General features: G+C 64.4%; 18 protein-coding genes. 2 read left to right on the forward strand and 16 right to left on the reverse strand.

Features of this window, described 5'->3' with window-relative positions; translation table 11 throughout:
* Positions 1 to 50: 50 nt before the first annotated feature.
* The 13 genes from LU688_RS09355 to ccoN (LU688_RS09415) form a co-directional block, all read right to left on the reverse strand.
* Positions 51 to 734, reverse strand: a complete 684-nt coding sequence (locus LU688_RS09355) for a sulfite exporter TauE/SafE family protein (protein WP_038705710.1) — start codon at positions 732 to 734, stop codon at positions 51 to 53.
* Positions 727 to 939: a cbb3-type cytochrome oxidase assembly protein CcoS gene (gene ccoS, locus LU688_RS09360; protein ID WP_023633108.1), complete on the reverse strand. Its 213-nt coding sequence runs from the start codon at positions 937 to 939 to the stop codon at positions 727 to 729. Before ccoS ends, LU688_RS09355 begins: the two co-directional genes overlap by 8 nt.
* The gene (locus LU688_RS09365) at positions 921 to 3,392 is read right to left on the reverse strand and encodes a heavy metal translocating P-type ATPase (RefSeq protein WP_160291084.1); all 2,472 of its coding nucleotides are present in this window, start codon (positions 3,390 to 3,392) and stop codon (positions 921 to 923) included. Before LU688_RS09365 ends, ccoS begins: the two co-directional genes overlap by 19 nt.
* A gap of 106 nt (positions 3,393 to 3,498) precedes the next feature.
* Entirely contained in the window at positions 3,499 to 4,026 is a 528-nt protein-coding gene (locus LU688_RS09370; RefSeq protein WP_094010587.1) for a FixH family protein, read from the reverse strand.
* A gap of 15 nt (positions 4,027 to 4,041) precedes the next feature.
* A complete protein-coding gene (ccoG, locus tag LU688_RS09375) occupies positions 4,042 to 5,457 on the reverse strand; it encodes a cytochrome c oxidase accessory protein CcoG (RefSeq protein ID WP_023631365.1) in 1,416 nt (471 codons plus the stop codon).
* 306 nt (positions 5,458 to 5,763) lie between these two features.
* The gene (gene ccoP / locus LU688_RS09380; RefSeq protein ID WP_038705712.1) at positions 5,764 to 6,747 is read right to left on the reverse strand and encodes a cytochrome-c oxidase, cbb3-type subunit III; all 984 of its coding nucleotides are present in this window, start codon (positions 6,745 to 6,747) and stop codon (positions 5,764 to 5,766) included.
* A complete protein-coding gene (locus LU688_RS09385) occupies positions 6,744 to 6,935 on the reverse strand; it encodes a CcoQ/FixQ family Cbb3-type cytochrome c oxidase assembly chaperone (RefSeq protein ID WP_031315534.1) in 192 nt (63 codons plus the stop codon). Before LU688_RS09385 ends, ccoP (LU688_RS09380) begins: the two co-directional genes overlap by 4 nt.
* Positions 6,936 to 6,940: 5 nt before the next feature.
* Positions 6,941 to 7,549, reverse strand: coding sequence for a cytochrome-c oxidase, cbb3-type subunit II (ccoO, locus tag LU688_RS09390; RefSeq protein ID WP_023631369.1), 609 nt, complete (start codon positions 7,547 to 7,549; stop codon positions 6,941 to 6,943).
* Positions 7,549 to 8,991 (reverse strand): cytochrome-c oxidase, cbb3-type subunit I, encoded by a 1,443-nt coding sequence (ccoN, locus tag LU688_RS09395; RefSeq protein ID WP_023631368.1) that lies wholly within the window; start codon positions 8,989 to 8,991, stop codon positions 7,549 to 7,551. The genes ccoO (LU688_RS09390) and ccoN (LU688_RS09395) overlap by 1 nt, the downstream gene beginning before the upstream one ends.
* A gap of 434 nt (positions 8,992 to 9,425) precedes the next feature.
* Positions 9,426 to 10,367 carry a cytochrome-c oxidase, cbb3-type subunit III gene (gene ccoP, locus LU688_RS09400; RefSeq protein WP_038705713.1) on the reverse strand — a complete coding sequence of 314 codons (942 nt, stop codon included), beginning with the start codon at positions 10,365 to 10,367 and terminating at the stop codon, positions 9,426 to 9,428.
* Positions 10,364 to 10,558, reverse strand: a complete 195-nt coding sequence (locus LU688_RS09405) for a cbb3-type cytochrome oxidase subunit 3 (RefSeq protein ID WP_023632287.1) — start codon at positions 10,556 to 10,558, stop codon at positions 10,364 to 10,366. Before LU688_RS09405 ends, ccoP (LU688_RS09400) begins: the two co-directional genes overlap by 4 nt.
* A 5-nt stretch (positions 10,559 to 10,563) precedes the next feature.
* The gene (gene ccoO / locus LU688_RS09410) at positions 10,564 to 11,172 is read right to left on the reverse strand and encodes a cytochrome-c oxidase, cbb3-type subunit II (protein WP_038705714.1); all 609 of its coding nucleotides are present in this window, start codon (positions 11,170 to 11,172) and stop codon (positions 10,564 to 10,566) included.
* A 13-nt stretch (positions 11,173 to 11,185) separates the two neighbouring features.
* Positions 11,186 to 12,610 (reverse strand): cytochrome-c oxidase, cbb3-type subunit I, encoded by a 1,425-nt coding sequence (gene ccoN, locus LU688_RS09415; RefSeq protein WP_038705715.1) that lies wholly within the window; start codon positions 12,608 to 12,610, stop codon positions 11,186 to 11,188.
* A gap of 49 nt (positions 12,611 to 12,659) precedes the next feature.
* Here ccoN (LU688_RS09415) and LU688_RS09420 point away from each other — a divergent pair, with 49 nt between their 5' ends.
* Positions 12,660 to 13,352, forward strand: a complete 693-nt coding sequence (locus tag LU688_RS09420) for an alpha/beta family hydrolase (protein ID WP_094010754.1) — start codon at positions 12,660 to 12,662, stop codon at positions 13,350 to 13,352.
* A gap of 143 nt (positions 13,353 to 13,495) precedes the next feature.
* Here LU688_RS09420 and ppnP read toward each other — a convergent pair whose 3' ends face one another.
* Both ppnP and LU688_RS09430 read right to left on the reverse strand, forming a co-directional pair.
* Complete coding sequence (gene ppnP, locus LU688_RS09425; protein WP_038705716.1) at positions 13,496 to 13,780, reverse strand: pyrimidine/purine nucleoside phosphorylase; 285 nt, start codon at positions 13,778 to 13,780, stop codon at positions 13,496 to 13,498.
* Positions 13,781 to 13,851: 71 nt separating this feature from the next.
* Positions 13,852 to 14,403, reverse strand: a complete 552-nt coding sequence (locus LU688_RS09430) for a 3'-5' exonuclease (RefSeq protein WP_094010586.1) — start codon at positions 14,401 to 14,403, stop codon at positions 13,852 to 13,854.
* Between the two features lie 184 nt (positions 14,404 to 14,587).
* On the opposite strand from LU688_RS09430, the gene LU688_RS09435 reads away from it, so the two are divergent.
* Entirely contained in the window at positions 14,588 to 15,388 is an 801-nt protein-coding gene (locus LU688_RS09435) for a substrate-binding periplasmic protein (protein WP_094010585.1), read from the forward strand.
* 98 nt (positions 15,389 to 15,486) lie between these two features.
* On the opposite strand, the gene LU688_RS09440 is transcribed toward LU688_RS09435, so the two are convergent.
* Entirely contained in the window at positions 15,487 to 16,014 is a 528-nt protein-coding gene (locus LU688_RS09440) for an RNA polymerase factor sigma-70 (RefSeq protein ID WP_023632290.1), read from the reverse strand.
* Positions 16,015 to 16,201: the final 187 nt, after the last annotated feature.

Here is a 16,201-nt window from a genome sequence, read left to right on the forward strand (position 1 = left end):
AGTTGGCGACCCTGTTGCAAGCCTGGCGTGGGAGCGGGCTTGCCCCGCGATCAGTGTCCCATCAACCAGTGCTGATGCGGGCCAGGCAGCGTCCACAAACCAAACAGGATAACCAGCATGCCACCGGCCATGCGTACCCCGCGATTGCGCAACAGAGCGCCGAAGCGCTCTGCGGCGAGCCCCGTGGCCAGCAGCACCGGCCAGGTGCCCAGGCCGAACGCCAGCATCAGCGCAGCGCTGTGCAGTGCGTCGCCCTGGCTCGCCGCCCACAGCAGGGTGCTGTACACCAGGCCGCACGGCAACCAGCCCCACAGGGCGCCGAGCAGCAAGGCTCGGGGCAGGCTGGACACTGGCAGCAAACGGGTGGCCAGCGGCTGCACGTGCCGCCAAAGCCCGCGCCCGAGTGCCTCGATACGGGTCAGGCCGCTCCACCAGCCGGCCAGGTACAGGCCCATGGCGATCAGCAGCAACGCGGCCGCGACCCGCAAACCGGTCGCCAGCGGGCTGCTGGCCAGGGCCACGCCAGCCAGGCCCAGCAGCAAGCCGGCGGCGGCATAGCTGAGGATACGCCCGAGGTTGTAGGCCAGCAGCAGGCGCAGGCGCCGGCTGCGCTGCTCGGGGGGGATGGCCAGGGTCAGCGCGCCCATCAGGCCGCCGCACATGCCCAGGCAATGGCCGCCACCGAGCAGGCCCAGGACCAGCGCCGAGCCCAGCAGGGGGATCAGTTCAGGCACGCGGGATCGTGTCCTGGTCTTTGGGCTTTTCGCCCTCAGGCTTCACGGCCGCCTGGTGGCAGGGGTCCTGGTCATCGAACAGGATGCTGTGGGCCGGGCCTTCCAGGTCGTCGTACTGGCCGCTGTCCACTGCCCAGAAGAAGATGTACACAGCGATGCCGACCAGCAGCAGGGCGGCGGGGATCATCACGTAGAGGGCGGGCATAGCGGTTTCCTTTCGAGCGACACCGGCTCACGCACGACGGAGGCTGCTGCGAAGGGCAGCCGGGTCAGGCGCAAGGCGTTGAGCACCACGATCAGCGAACTGACCGACATGCCGATTGCCGCCCACACCGGTGTGATCCAGCCGAGCGCGGCGAACGGCAGCATGAGGCCATTGTACAGCGTCGCCCAAAGCAGGTTCTCGATAATGTTGCGGCGGGTCCGGCGGGCCAGGTCGAAGGCCTGCACCAGCGCCTGCAGGCGGTTGGACAGCAGCACCGCGTCGGCGCTGGTCTTGGCCAGGTCCGTGGCGCTGCCCATGGCGATGCTGATGTCGGCGGCGGCCAGCACCGGTACATCGTTGACGCCGTCGCCAAGCATCAGCACCTTGCGCCCTTCGCCTTGCAGCGTTTTCAGGCGGGCGAGCTTGTCATCCGGACGCAGGCCGCCGACGGCCTGGTCGATGCCCAGTTGCGCGGCCACCTGCGCGACCATCGGCGAACTGTCGCCGGACAGCAGCAGCGTGCTCCAGCCGCGTGCCTTGCAGGCCGTCACCAGGTCCTGGGCGTCGTCGCGCAGGTGGTCATCCAGGCCGAACCAGGCCAGTGGCCCTTGCCGGTCCCCGAGCAGCAGCCATTGCCCGTGTGGCTCCGGCACGGTGGGTACCTCGGCGCCGCTGAGTGCGCAGACGAAGGTCGCCTGGCCGATACGCAGGCGCTGGCTTGCCAGCATGCCTTCCAGGCCCAGCCCAGGCACGGCGGTGACGGTTTCAGCCGCTTGCGCTGCGCGACCGAAGGCACGGGCGATGGGGTGTTCGGAGCGGTTCTCCAACGCCGCCGCCAGCGCCAGGCATTGGTCAGCGTCCAGTCGGCCCAGCGGGCGGATGCTGCGCAGGGCCAGCCGGCCTTCGGTGAGGGTGCCGGTCTTGTCGAAGATCACCGTGTCGATCTGGTTGAGGCCTTCGAGCACATGCCCGCGGGTCACCAGCAGGCCGAGCTTGTGCAGGCTGCCGGTGGCGGCGGTGAGGGCGGTAGGGGTGGCCAGCGACAGGGCGCAGGGGCAGGTGGCGACCAGCATGGCCAGGACGATCCAGAACGCCCGGGGCGCATCGAGCTGCCACCAGACGACACCGATCACCGCGGCGGCGACCAGGGTGAACAGCAGGAACCATTGCGAGGCGCGGTCGGCGATTTCCGCCAGGCGCGGTTTTTCCGATTGGGCGCGCTCCAGCAGGCGGACGATGGCCGACAGGCGCGAATCCTGGCCCAGGGCCTGGACCTCGACCGTCAGCGTGCTTTCGACGTTGAGGGTGCCACCGGTCACCCGGTCGCCGACGCGGCGCGGCAGGGGCAGGTACTCACCGGTCAGCAGTGATTCGTCGACGCTGGAGCGGCCGTCGACGATGAGCCCGTCGGCCGGGATGACGGCCCCAGGTAGCACCTGCACGCGGTCGCCGCACTGCAGTTCGCCGAGCAGGATGCGCTCGCCCTGGCCGTTGGCGTCCAGGCGCAGGCACGACGCCGGCAGCAGGTTGACCAGCTGCGCGGTGGCCGCGGCGGTGCGTTCGCGGGCACGGCGCTCCAGGTAGCGGCCGGTGAGCAGGAACAGGGCGAACATGCCCACGGTGTCGAAATACAGCTCGCCGTGGCCGGTGATGGCGGTCCAGATCCCGGCGCAGTAGGCCAGGGCGATGGCCAGCGACACCGACAGGTCCATGGTCAGGTGACGGGTGCGCAGGTCGCGGGCCGCGCCCTTGAAGAATGGTGCGCAGCTGTAGAACACGATGGGTGTGGTGAGGAACAGCGCGACCCAGCGCAGGATGGTGTGCAGCTCGGGCGACAGGTCGATGTTGAATTCCGGCCAGGTGGCCATGGTCGCCATCATCGCCTGGAACCACAGCAGCCCGGCCACGCCCAGGCGACGCAGGGCGCTGCGATTTTCCCGGGCCAGCTGTTCGGCAGCCTGGTCGGGCTGGTAGGGGTGGGCGGCGTAGCCGATGCGGCGCAGCCCAGCCAGCAACTGCGACAGTGGCAGTTGCTGGTCGTCCCAGTTGACCAGCAGGCGATGGTTGGACAGGTTCAGGCGGGCATCGGCGACGCCGGGCAGGGTGCGCAGGTGCTTTTCGATCAACCAGCCGCAGGCAGCGCAACTGATGCCCTCGACCAGCAGGGTGGCCTCGGCCATTTGGCCGTCATGGCGCACGAAGGTTTGCTGCACGTCGCTGCGGTCGTACAGGGCCAGCTCGTCCTGGAGTTGACGGGGCAGGGCCTCGGGGTTGGCGCTGGTGTCGCTGCGGTGCTGGTAGTAGTGCTCCAGGCCCCCGGCGACGATGGACTCTGCCACTGCCTGGCAGCCTGGGCAGCAGAATGCCCTGGCCTCACCTAGCACCACAGCGGTGAAGCGGCTGCCGGCGGGAACGGGCAGGGCGCAGTGGTAGCAGGGGGTGGGTTGGCTCATCGACATCTCTTCGTGCTACAGCGGGTTCGTGGGAGCGGGCTTGCCCCGCGATGGGCCTGGAATGCTGGTTTTCAGGCCCGCCCCCACGAGGTGTGGTGTGTCGTTGTTACTGGTGCTCGGCCCCTTGAATGGCTTCATCGCCCAGTTGCAAGGTTACCCCATGCTCGACCTTCTCCTCCTCGAACAACCGCCACACATGGTCGTCCTGGCTGCCGAGCAGTTCGACGAAGCGCCGGCCGTCGACCTTGTCGTCCAGCTGGCCGACATAGCGGCCTGGCTCGGTGCGTGCCAGCTGCACCTTGCGGTCCTTGGCCGGCTGGGTCGGCGAGATCAGGTTCAGCTCCAGCACCTGCGGGTCGCTGTTGCCGGTCAGGCGCACTTCGACTTCGCCGGTCAGCTCGTCCAGGTGCACGCTGGCCTTGAGGTTGAGGGTCTGGGCCAGCAGTTCACGGTCCAGCGAGCGGTTGATGCCTTTGCCGGCCTCATAGTAGTTGTCGTTGACCAGGTTGTCCGGGTTGCGCACGGCGATGCTGACCATGGTCAGGCTCAGGCATACCGAGGTGGCCAGGATGCCGATGATGATCCAGGGCCAGAGGTGCTTGTACCAGGGGCTGGCGGCGGTGGCGGCAGGCATTGTCTAGGTTCTCTCTCAGCGGATCTGTGGGCCGATGAAGCGGCTCTTGGCTTCAACCTGGCTGGCGCCGTCGTCGGCGTCCTTGAGGATGAAGGTGATTTCGTTGGTGGTCGAGGGCAGCTGTTCCGGTGCGACCGACAACTGCACTGGCAGGTTGACGATATCGCCGGCGGCCACACGGATCTCACGCTGGCCCTCGAGTTTGAGGTCGGGCAGGCCGGCGGCGTCGAGCACGTAAATGTGGTCGCGCTGATCCTTGTTCATCACCTTGAGGCTGTAGACGTTCTCTATCCGTCCTTGTGCGTTCTCGCGATAGAGCACGCGGTCCTTGGCCACGTCGAAGCCCACCAGCGAACGGGTGGCGAAGGCGGTCACCAGGGCGCCTATCATCACCAACAGCACCAAGGCATAGCCGATCAGGCGCGGGCGCAGCATGTGGGTCTTCTGCCCGGACAGGTTGTGCTCGGTGGTGTAGCTGATAAGGCCCTTGGGGTAGTTCATCTTGTCCATGATGCTGTCGCAGGCGTCGATGCAGGCGGCGCAGCCGATGCACTCGATCTGCAGGCCGTCACGGATGTCGATGCCGGTGGGGCAGACCTGTACGCACATGGTGCAGTCGATGCAGTCGCCCAAACCCTTGGCCTTGTAGTCGATGTCCTTCTTGCGCGGGCCGCGGGTCTCGCCGCGGCGCGGGTCATAGGAAACGATCAGGGTGTCCTTGTCGAACATCACGCTCTGGAAGCGCGCGTACGGGCACATGTAGATGCACACCTGCTCGCGCAGCCAACCGGCGTTGCCATAGGTGGCCAGGGTGAAGAAACCGACCCAGAAGTAGGCCCAGCCATCGGCCTGGCCGGTAAAGAACTCGATGGCCAGCTCGCGGATCGGCGAGAAATAGCCGACGAAGGTCATGCCGGTGACGAAGCCGATCAACAGCCACAGGCTGTGCTTGGCCAGCTTGCGCAGGAACTTGTTGGCGCTCATGGGCGCCTTGTCGAGCTTCATGCGCTGGTTGCGGTCGCCCTCGGTGACTTTCTCGCACCACATGAACACCCAGGTCCACACGCTCTGCGGGCAGGTGTAGCCGCACCAGACCCGACCGGCGTACACGGTGATGAAGAACAGGCCGAAGGCGGCGACGATGAGGATGCCCGAGAGCAGGATGAAGTCCTGTGGCCATATGGTGGCGCCGAAGATGTAGAACTTGCGCTCGGGCAGGTTCCACCACACGGCCTGGTGACCGCCCCAGTTCAGCCAGACGGTGCCGAAATACAGCAGGAACAGAGCAGCGCCGCCGACCATCCGCAACCTGCGAAAGAGTCCGGTGAAGGCGCGGGTGTAGATTTTTTCGCGCGAGGCGTAGAGGTCGACGGAATCCTTCCCTTTGCTGGCAGGCGGGGTGACATCATGTACCGGAATTTGCTTGCTCATCATCAAGTCCCACGGCAGTGGAGAAATGCCGCGGCCAGTGCGTGCCGGCCGCAGTCTCGCGCGTTCTGCTAGCGCTCTGCGGCCCATGATACGCCTGTGATGGCGCATGCGGGGCGCACTGCGACACTTAGTCGCGTTGGGTTCGTGGTGTGAATCGTGTTATGGCGGGTGTCAATTGATTCAGGTCAGTCGTCTGAGCTTTTTGCCCTGTAAGTGGGCGTGGGAGCGGGCTTGCCCCGCGATGGCGTCGCCAGCTTCGCGACCATCGCGGGGCAAGTCGCAGCGGTGCACCGCCGCTCCCATGGGTTACTCGGCCTTTGCTGCCTGCTGTTGCTCCTGATGCGACAGGCTGTACACGTACGCCGCCAGCAGGTGCACCTTGTCGTTGCCCTGCATCTGCGCCTGGGCCGGCATCTGGCCCTGGCGACCATAGCGGATGGTCTGTTGCAACTGGGCGAAGCTCGAACCGTAGATGAACGCCTGCGGGTGGGTCAGGTTGGGCGCGCCCATCGCCGGGGTGCCCTTGCCTTCGGGGCCGTGGCAGGCCACGCAGTTGGTGGCGAAGATTTCCTTGCCTTTGGCCGGGTCGGCCTTGGCGTCCTCGGGCAGCTTGCGGCCGTCAAGGTTGGTCAGCACGAAGGCCGCCACATCGGCCACCCCCTGTTCGCCGATCACCGTGGCCCAGCCTGGCATCACGCCATGGCGACCGTTCATGATGGTGGTCTTGATGGTCTCTGGTTCACCGCCCCAGCGCCAGTCGTTGTCGGTCAGGTTGGGGAAGCCGTAGGCGCCGCGGGCATCGGAGCCGTGGCATACCGAGCAGTTGGAGGCAAACAGGCGCGCGCCCATCTTCAGGGCTTGCGGATCCTTGGCCACTTCCTCCAGCGGCATGGCCGCGAACTTGGCGAAGATCGGCCCGAAGCGGGCGTCGGCCTTGGCCATTTCCTTTTCCCATTCGTGCACGCCGGTCCAGCCGGCCTGGCCGTTGGAAAACTCGGTCTTCTTTTCGTTGTCGACGTATGCGTAGCCCGGCAGGATGCCTTTCCAGTTGCCCAGGCCCGGGTAGAGCACCAGGTAGCCGAGGGCGAAGACGACGGTGCCGACAAACAGCCAGAACCACCACTTCGGCAGGGGGTTGTCGTACTCCTCGATGCCGTCGAATGCGTGGCCGACGACTTCGTCGGTAATCTCTTCGCGCTGGCCCCGGCGGGTCGACAGCAGCAGCCAGGTCAAGGCGAAGATGGTGCCCAGGGTCAGGACGGTGACGTACAGACTCCAGAAGGTTGTCATTGTTTTTTGCTCCTAGAAGCTTGTGCTTGCTCGACGTGACGGGTGGCTTCGGGGTCGTCCGCGAACGGCAATTGCGTTGCCTCGTCGAATTCCCGCTTGCGCCGTGGGCTGAACACCCACAGCGCCAGGCCCACGAAGGCCACCAGCACCACGACGGTGCCCAGGCCGCGAATCATCCCGATATCCATCACGGTCACCGTTTGCTCTTGATGAGGGTGCCAAGGCCTTGCAGGTACGCGACGAGCGCGTCCATCTCGGTCTTGCCCTTGACCGCGTCGGCGGCGCCGGCGATGTCTTCATCGGTGTAGGGGGTACCCAGGGTGCGCAGCACTTCCATCTTCTTGGCGGTGTCCTTGCCGTCGAGCTTGTGCTCGACCAGCCACGGGTACGACGGCATTTTCGACTCAGGCACCACGTTGCGCGGGTTGTACAGGTGCGCGCGGTGCCAGTCGTCCGAGTAGCGCCCGCCGACGCGGGCCAGGTCCGGGCCGGTGCGCTTGGAGCCCCACAGGAACGGGTGGTCCCACACGCTTTCGCCGGCCACCGAGTAGTGGCCGTAGCGCTCGGTCTCGGCGCGGAACGGGCGGATCATCTGCGAGTGGCAACCGACGCAGCCTTCGCGGATGTAGATGTCGCGGCCTTCGAGCTCCAGCGCGGTGCGTGGCTTCATGCCCTCGACCGGCTTGTTGGTGACGTCCTGGAAGAACAGCGGGACGATCTGGGTCAGGCCGCCGACGCTGACGGCGATGACCATGAAGAAGGCCATCAGGCCAATGTTCTTCTCGACTGCTTCATGCTTCATCAGTGGGCTCCCACAACGACGATCTTGGTGGCTTCCTCAGCCTCCACCGGGTTGGCGGCGCGTACGGTGCGGTACACGTTGTAGGCCATCAGCAGCATGCCGGAGGCGAAGAACGCACCGCCCAGGGCGCGAACGATGAAGCCCGGGTGGCTGGCCTGCAGGGCTTCGACGAAGGAGTAGGTGAGGGTGCCGTCGTCGTTGATGGCGCGCCACATCAGGCCCTGGGTGATGCCGTTGACCCACATCGAGGCGATGTACAGCACGGTGCCGATGGTTGCCAGCCAGAAGTGTGCGTTGATCAGCCCGATGCTATGCATCTGCTGGCGGCCGTAGAGTTTCGGGATCATGTGGTAGACCGCGCCGATCGAGATCATCGCCACCCAGCCAAGGGCGCCGGCGTGGACGTGGCCGATGGTCCAGTCGGTGTAGTGCGACAGCGAGTTGACCGTCTTGATGGCCATCATCGGGCCTTCGAAGGTGGACATGCCATAGAAGGCCAGCGACACCACGAGGAAGCGCAGGATCGGGTCGGTGCGCAGCTTATGCCAGGCGCCGGACAGGGTCATCATGCCGTTGATCATGCCACCCCAGCTCGGCGCCAGGAGGATGATCGACATCACCATGCCCAGCGACTGCGCCCAGTCCGGCAGCGCGGTGTAGTGCAGGTGGTGGGGGCCGGCCCAGATGTACAGGGTGATCAGCGCCCAGAAGTGCACGATCGACAGGCGATAGGAGTAGATCGGGCGTTCGGCCTGCTTGGGCACGAAGTAGTACATCATCCCCAGGAAGCCGGTGGTGAGGAAGAAGCCCACGGCGTTGTGGCCGTACCACCACTGGATCATCGCGTCGGTGGCCCCGGCGTAGGCCGAGTAGGACTTGAACAGGCTCACCGGCAGCGAGATGTGGTTGACGATGTGCAGCATCGCGGTGACCACGATGAAGGCGCCGTAGAACCAGTTGCCGACGTAGATGTGCTTGGTCTTGCGCTTGACGATGGTGCCGAAGAACACCAGGGCGTAGGTGACCCAGACGATGGCCAGCAGGATCGCCAGCGGCCATTCGAGCTCGGCGTACTCCTTGGTGGTGGTGAAGCCCATCGGCAGGGTGATCAGCGCGCCGACGATCACCGCCTGCCAGCCCCAGAAGGTGAAGGCGGCCATGCTGTCGGAGATCAGGCGGGTCTGGCAGGTGCGCTGCACCACGTAGTAGCTGGTGCCGAACAGGGCACAGCCACCGAAGGCGAAGATCACCAGGTTGGTGTGCAGCGGGCGCAGGCGGCCGAAGCTCGTCCATGGCAGGTCCAGGTTGAGCTGGGGCCATACCAGTTGCGAGGCGATGAAGACGCCGAGCCCCATGCCAAGGATCCCCCAGACCACCGTCATGATGGCGAACTGGCGGACGACCTTATAGTTATAAGCAGTCGGACTGATTGCAGTGCTCATTCTAAGGTTCCACGGTTTGGGTGTTCTTGTTGGTTGGTAAATCGGCGCCAGTATTGATAACCACCAGGGTTATGGCAACGCAAGTCATGTACGCCGACCCGTGTCCGGACCCTTTTCGCCACCGTCCCGTGGCGTTGGGGGCTGAACGATTGTACACAAATAAATATTTGTAATGTGTACCGTTTTCCAGGTTTTTCTGATCGATCGGTCAAGCTTTTGTTTCTGGGACGGGCACGCAAGGCACATCCCAAAGCCGCAGGCTCGAGCGTCCAGGATCGGTGCGTGATGTCAGGCTGTGCACCACGTCTGTTCCGGTCGCTGCGAGCGGAGCCACTGTGGCAACAAGCTTAGTTGTGTTCGGAGGGGGTGCAAGGCGGGGAGGGTGGAGCGGGCCTGTGGGAGCGGTCTGGCTCCCACAGGGGTGTTGCGCTTGTTTACTTGGCGGTTACGGTTTCCGGCACTTCATCCTGCGACAGGCTGTAGACATAGGCCGCCAGCAGGTGGACCTTGTCATTGCCCTGGATATCCTGCTGCGCCGGCATCTGGCCCTGGCGGCCGTAACGGATGGTCTGCTGTAGCTGGGCGAAGCTCGAGCCGTAGATGAACGCCTGCGGGTGGGTCAGGTCGGGTGCGCCCATGGCTGGGGTACCCTTGCCGGTGGGGCCGTGGCAGGCCACGCAGTTGCTGGCGAAGATCTCCTGGCCCTTGGCCGGGTCGGCCTTGACGCCTTCCGGCAGGCTGCGGCCATCGAGGTTGGTCAGCACGAACGCAGCGACATCCGCCACGCCCTGCTCGCCGATCACCGTGGCCCAGCCCGGCATCACGCCGTGGCGGCCGTTCATGATCGAGGCCTTGATGGTCTCCGGCTCGCCGCCCCAGCGCCAGTCCTTGTCGGTCAGGTTGGGGAAGCCGTACGAGCCCTTGGCGTCGGAGCCGTGGCACACCGAGCAGTTGGAGGCGAACAGCCGGCTGCCCATCTTCAGCGCCTGCGGATCCTTGGCCACTTCCTCCACGGGCATGGCGGCGTATTTGGCGAAGATCGGGCCGAACTTGGCGTCAGCCTTGTCCATTTCTTTCTGCCATTCATCCACCTGGGTCCAGCCGTTCTCGTAGCCGGGCAGGATGCCTTTCCAGTTGCCAAGGCCCGGGTAGAGGATCAGGTAACCGACCGAGAACACCAGGGTGCCGACGAACAGCCAGAACCACCATTTCGGCAGCGGGTTGTCGTACTCCTCGATGCCATCGAAGCTGTGGCCCATGGTCTGGTCGGTGGTGTCGCTGCTCTGGCCCTTGCGGGTGCCGAGCAGCAGCCAGGTCAGGCCGATCAGGCTGCCGATGGTCAGTACGCTGATGTACGTACTCCAGAAGGTGGTCATTGCCGGGTACTCCTCATTGCAGCAGGTTCCTGCCCGGCGGGGGGCAGGCGGTCGTCGACGAAGGGCAGCAGGCGCGCTTCGGCGAAATCACGGTCGCGGCGGCGGTTGAACACCCAGAGCGACAGGCCGATGAAGGCGATCATCACCACCAGGGTGCCCAGGCCGCGGATCATGCCGATGTCCATTTCCATCGCACTCACCTCTTGTTCTTGATCGCGGTGCCGAGCACCTGCAGGTAGGCGACCAGCGCGTCCATCTCGGTCTTGCCCTTGACCGCGTCCTTGGCCCCGGCGATGTCGTCGTCGGTGTACGGCACGCCCAGGCTGCGCAGCACGCGCATCTTGACGTCGGTGTGGCTGTTGTCGACCTGCGAGGACACCAGCCACGGGTAGGACGGCATCTTCGACTCAGGCACCACGTTGCGCGGGTTGTACAGGTGCGCGCGGTGCCAGTCGTCCGAGTAGCGGCCGCCGACCCGGGCCAGGTCCGGGCCGGTACGCTTGGAGCCCCACAGGAACGGGTGGTCCCAGACGCTCTCGCCGGCCACCGAGTAGTGCCCGTAGCGCTCGGTTTCGGCGCGGAATGGCCGCACCATCTGCGAGTGGCAGCCAACGCAGCCTTCGCGGATGTAGATGTCGCGGCCTTCGAGCTGCAGGGCGGTGTAGGGCTTCATGCCTTCGACCGGCTTGTTGGTGACGTCCTGGAAGAACAGCGGGACGATCTGGGTCAGGCCGCCGATGCTGACGGCGAACACCATCAGCAGGGCCATCAGGCCTATGTTTTTCTCAACGACTTCGTGTTTCATCAGGCTCTACTCCTCAAGCCAGCTGGGCATTGGCGGTGGCTTGCTCGTCAGCCGGGGCACGCACGGTGCGCCAGGTGTTCCAGGCCATCAGGAACATGCCGCTGAGGAAGATCACGCCGCCGACGAAGCGCACGACGAAGCCTGGGTGGCTGGCCACCAGGGTTTCGACGAACGAATAGGTCAGCGTGCCGTCGCTGTTGACCGCGCGCCACATCAGGCCCTGGGCGATGCCGTTGACCCACATCGAGGCGATGTAGAGCACGGTGCCGATGGTTGCCAGCCAGAAGTGCGCGTTGATCAGCCCGAGGCTGTACATGCGCTCCTTGCCGAACACTTTTGGAATGGTGTGGTACAGCGCGCCGATGGAGATCATCGCTACCCAGCCGAGCGCGCCGGCATGAACGTGGCCGATGGTCCAGTCGGTGTAGTGGGACAGGGCGTTGACCGTCTTGATGGCCATCATCGGGCCTTCGAAGGTGGACATGCCGTAGAACGCCAGGGAGACGACCAGGAAGCGCAGGATCGGGTCGCTGCGCAGCTTATGCCAGGCGCCCGAGAGGGTCATCATGCCGTTGATCATGCCGCCCCAGCTCGGGGCCAGGAGGATCAGCGACATGATCATGCCCAGCGACTGCGCCCAGTCGGGCAGGGCGGTGTAGTGCAGGTGGTGCGGGCCGGCCCAGATGTACAGGGTGATCAGCGCCCAGAAGTGCACGATCGACAGGCGATACGAATACACCGGGCGTTCAGCCTGCTTGGGCACGTAGTAGTACATCATCCCCAGGAAGCCGGCGGTCAGGAAGAAGCCCACGGCGTTGTGGCCGTACCACCACTGCACCATGGCATCGGTGGCGCCGGCGTACAGCGAATAGGACTTGGTCAGGCTGACCGGCACTTCCAGGTTGTTGACGATATGCAGGATCGCCACGGTCAGGATGAAGGCGCCGAAGAACCAGTTACCGACATAGATGTGCTTGGTGTTGCGCTTCATCAGCGTACCGAAGAACACCACGGCATAGGCGACCCAGACGATGGTGATCAGGATGTCGATCGGCCACTCCAGTTCGGCGTATTCCTTGGTGCTGGTGTAGCCGAGCGGCAGGCTGATGGCCGCCAGCAGGATCACCAGTTGCCAGCCCCAGAAGGTGAACGCGGCCAGGCGTGGCGCGAACAGGGTGGTCTGGCAGGTGCGTTGCACCGAATAATACGAGGTGGCGAACAGGGCACAGCCGCCGAAGGCGAAGATCACCGCGTTGGTGTGCAAGGGTCGCAGGCGGCCGAAGCTGGTCCACGGCAGGTCAAGGTTGAAGGCGGGCCAGGCGAGCTGGGCGGCAATGAAGACGCCGAGCCCCATCCCGACGATGCCCCACACCACCGTCATGATGGCGAATTGGCGGACCACCTGGTAGTTGTAGGCGGTACTGCTGGTTGTGTTCATGTATGGGTTCCCATCCACGGTTATAGGCAGGCTAGACAGCGAGGCAAGCATGATTAATGGGCAAAGTGCCGGTATTGACGGGGATCAATGGGCGAAGATCGGAAATGTCCCAGGCTTGCGCTGCGATCCTCCGCAAATTCCGGCGGATCGCGGCGTTTGCGGCTGCCTGATCCTGGCCCACGGCGCCGGTGCGCCGATGGACAGCGGGTTCATGGAGGACATGGCGCAAAGGCTGGCGGGGCAAGGGGTAGGGGTGGTGCGCTTCGAGTTTCCCTACATGGCCGAACGGCGGATGAATGGCGGCAAGCGGCCGCCCAATCCGCAGAAGGTGTTGCTGGAGTCCTGGCGGACTGTATACGAACAGGTGCGGCGTTTAGTCGCAGGGCCGTTGGCCATAGGTGGCAAGTCCATGGGGGGGCGCATGGCCAGCCTGTTGGCTGATGAACTGGGCGCCGATGCGCTGGTGTGTCTGGGGTATCCGTTCTATGCCGTTGGCAAGCCGGAGAAACCCCGCGTGGAGCATCTTGCGGGCCTGCGCACACGCACGCTGATCGTGCAGGGCGAGCGGGATGCCCTGGGCAATCGCGAGGCGGTCGAGGGGTATGCGCTATCGCCGGCGATCGAGGTGAGCTGGCTGGCGGCGGCGGACCATGATCTGAAGCCGCTGAAGGCCTCGGGGTTCAGCCACGAGCAGCATATGCAGGCGGCGGCGGAGCGGGTGGCGGCGTTTCTCAAGGTCTAGACCGCTTGGGGCTGCTTTGCAGCCCATCGCTGCGGTTCGTCGCCACGACAAGCCGGCTCCCACCCCGGCCACGCTGCCCTAAAGCCAAGCGCCGTCCCTGTGGGAGCCGGCTTGCCGGCGATGAGGGCGTTACAGGTTGGTGCTTAGTCGCGGTACTCGCACAGGTAGGCAGTGTCCACGGCTACCTTCAGTTGGAACTTGCTGTCGGCGGCCACGTTGAACTTGTCGCCAGCGTTGAAGGTTTCCCAGTTGTCGCTACCCGGCAGCTTCACGCTCAGGGCGCCGGAAACCACATGCATGATCTCGCGCTTGGCGGTGCCGAACTCGTACTCGCCTGGGGCCATCACGCCTACGGTGGCCGGACCTTCCTTGCCTTCGAAGGCGATCGACTTGACGGTGCCATCGAAGTACTCATTGACCTTGAACATCGGGCGACTCCTGAAAAGGGATGAAAAAAGGCTGGCCAGTATGCCCAAGGCCCGCCCCAGCGTCATCTGTTTCAGGCGGTGCCCGGCGGCAGGCTCGAGGGCAGCAGGCGGGCGGTGTTGCGCGCGTCTTCCAAGGCTCGGTGCTGCTGCCCGGAAAACTGCAGGCCGGCCAGTTGCAGGGCACTGTTCAGGCCAGCCGGGCGCTGCAGATGGCGGGCCTTGGCGAAACGTTGCTTGAGGTTGATATGCGGCAGCTGCTCCAGCACGCTGCGCACATGATGCAGTTGCCACTCCTGCAGCAACTGCTTGCGGTCGTAGTCGCCCCAGCTGACCCATGCGTGCAACTGCGCCTGGTGCGGTTGCAGCCATTGTTCGAACTGGCGCCAGACCAGGTCGAATTTTTCTGCGCCATCGACGTCGGCCTGGGCGATGTGGGTCAGTTGGCAGCAGAATGGCGTCAACTGCGGGCGCCGCCTGGGGCGTACGAAACGCTGGAAGTGATCGACCTCGCGCCCTTCGCGGGTGACCAGGCTCGCGCCGATTTCAATGATTTCCATTTCCGTGACCGGCCAGCCACCGTCGTCGGTGGTGGCTTCCAGGTCGATCACCAACCAGTGGCCCATGCCAGGCTCCCTTTCAATGCATGAAGGCCGACGGACTCTTTAGAGCCTGCCGGCCCGTAGAGCGTAGCCAAAGTCGAGGGCCACGGCATCCCCTGGCACTTTGGCATATTCGGCGGTTGTGCCCGTGTGGGAAAACGCCTAGCTTAGGCGCATTAAGGCCCCCACCCGTGATGAGTGTCCCGACTTGATTCCACTGTCCAGCGTCAAGGTATCGTCCTCCCTGTTATTGTTGGCCGCGGTATCGCTGGGCAGTGCGGCGCGGGCCGACGAGGTGCTGGAAGTGAAGATCGGGGCGGCGCACTTCCCACCCTATACCGTGCGCCCCGAGCAGGGCGCCGACACCGGTTTGCTGCCGCAATTGGTCGAGGCGTTGAACCGTTTGCAGTCCCGGCACCGTTTCGTCCTGGTGCCCACCTCGATCCCCCGGCGCTTTGGCGATTTCCAGCAAGGCCGCACCGACATGGCGATTTTCGAGAACCCGCAGTGGGGCTGGCAGGAAATTGCCCACAATACCGTGGACATGGGGCTGGAGGATGCCGAGATCTTCGTCAGCCGCCAGCAGGCCGGGCGTGACCAGCACTACTTCGACGACCTCGAAGGCAAGCGCCTGGCGTTGTTCAATGGCTACCACTACGCCTTCGCCGATTTCAATCCGGACCCGGCGTGGTTGAAGAAGCGCTACAGGGCGACCCTGACCTATTCCCACGACAGCAACCTGAACATGGTCGAGCGTGGGCGTGCGGACATCGCTCTGGTCACCCGTTCCTATCTCAGCGATTTCCTCAAGCGCAACCCGGACAGTTCCAGCCAGTTGCTGGCATCGCAGCGGGTCGACCAGGTCTACCACCACTACGCGCTGCTGCGTCCTGGGGCGTCCATCAGCCCCGAGGCGTTCGCCAGCCTGCTGCGCCAGTTGCGGGAAAATGGCGAACTGCTGCGCATCTTCCGACCGTACCAGATCACCGTCGAAGCGCCCCACGACTAAATTCTGGCAAGACCCTCGCGTATTCAGTAAGGAGTGGTGGCACGGTCGCTGAGGTAAACGCGGCCCTGCAAGAGCGGGTTTACCCAACTCCAACGGCCTCACCCCAGGCGGCTGCTCTTGCGGCAATGGATCAGCGCATCGCGGATCATGAAGTTGACCAGTGTCGGCGAGACGCCCAGCTCCTTGGCGATATCTTTCTGCGGCACGCCATGCAGGCGGTACATCTCGAAGGCGTAGCGGGTGCGCTTGGGCAATTCCTCGAGGGCGTCGGCGATGTGTTCCAGGGTGGCGAGGTTGATGTGGGTGGCTTCAGGTGAAGCGTTCTGGATGACCACGTTCATCCCTTCCTCTTCGCTGCCGGAGTACCTCAGTTCCATGGCCTGTTTGCGGTAGTGATCGATAGCGAGGTTGCGCACGATCTGGAACAGGTAGCTGAGCTGGGCCTTGAACGATGAGGTGATCTGCGGGGCGGCGCTGAGCCTGAAGAAGGCATCCTGCACCACATCCTCGGCGCGCGAGCGGCAGCCGGTAATGCGGGCTGCGATCTTGACCAGGATGCTGCGGTTGTCGACGAATGCCTGGAGTAACGGTGAATCGCACTTACCTGTGGATAGTTGTTCCGCCATGGAAATCACCTTGTCTCAGAGAGGAGAGGGAGCGCACCTCTTAAGGAGGCTTCCTACGACGTGCGACAAGCTATTCGTAATGATAATGATTGTCAAATACGAAAGTTAATGAGTTTTCATACATTTCAGTTCTAAGCTTCGCTGTGTGAAACGCTTCAACTTTTGCCTCTGCGTTCGCCCTTTGCGG

The sequence above is a fragment of the Pseudomonas soli genome (assembly GCF_021283165.2).
Taxonomy (GTDB): Bacteria; Pseudomonadota; Gammaproteobacteria; order Pseudomonadales; family Pseudomonadaceae; genus Aquipseudomonas; species Aquipseudomonas soli.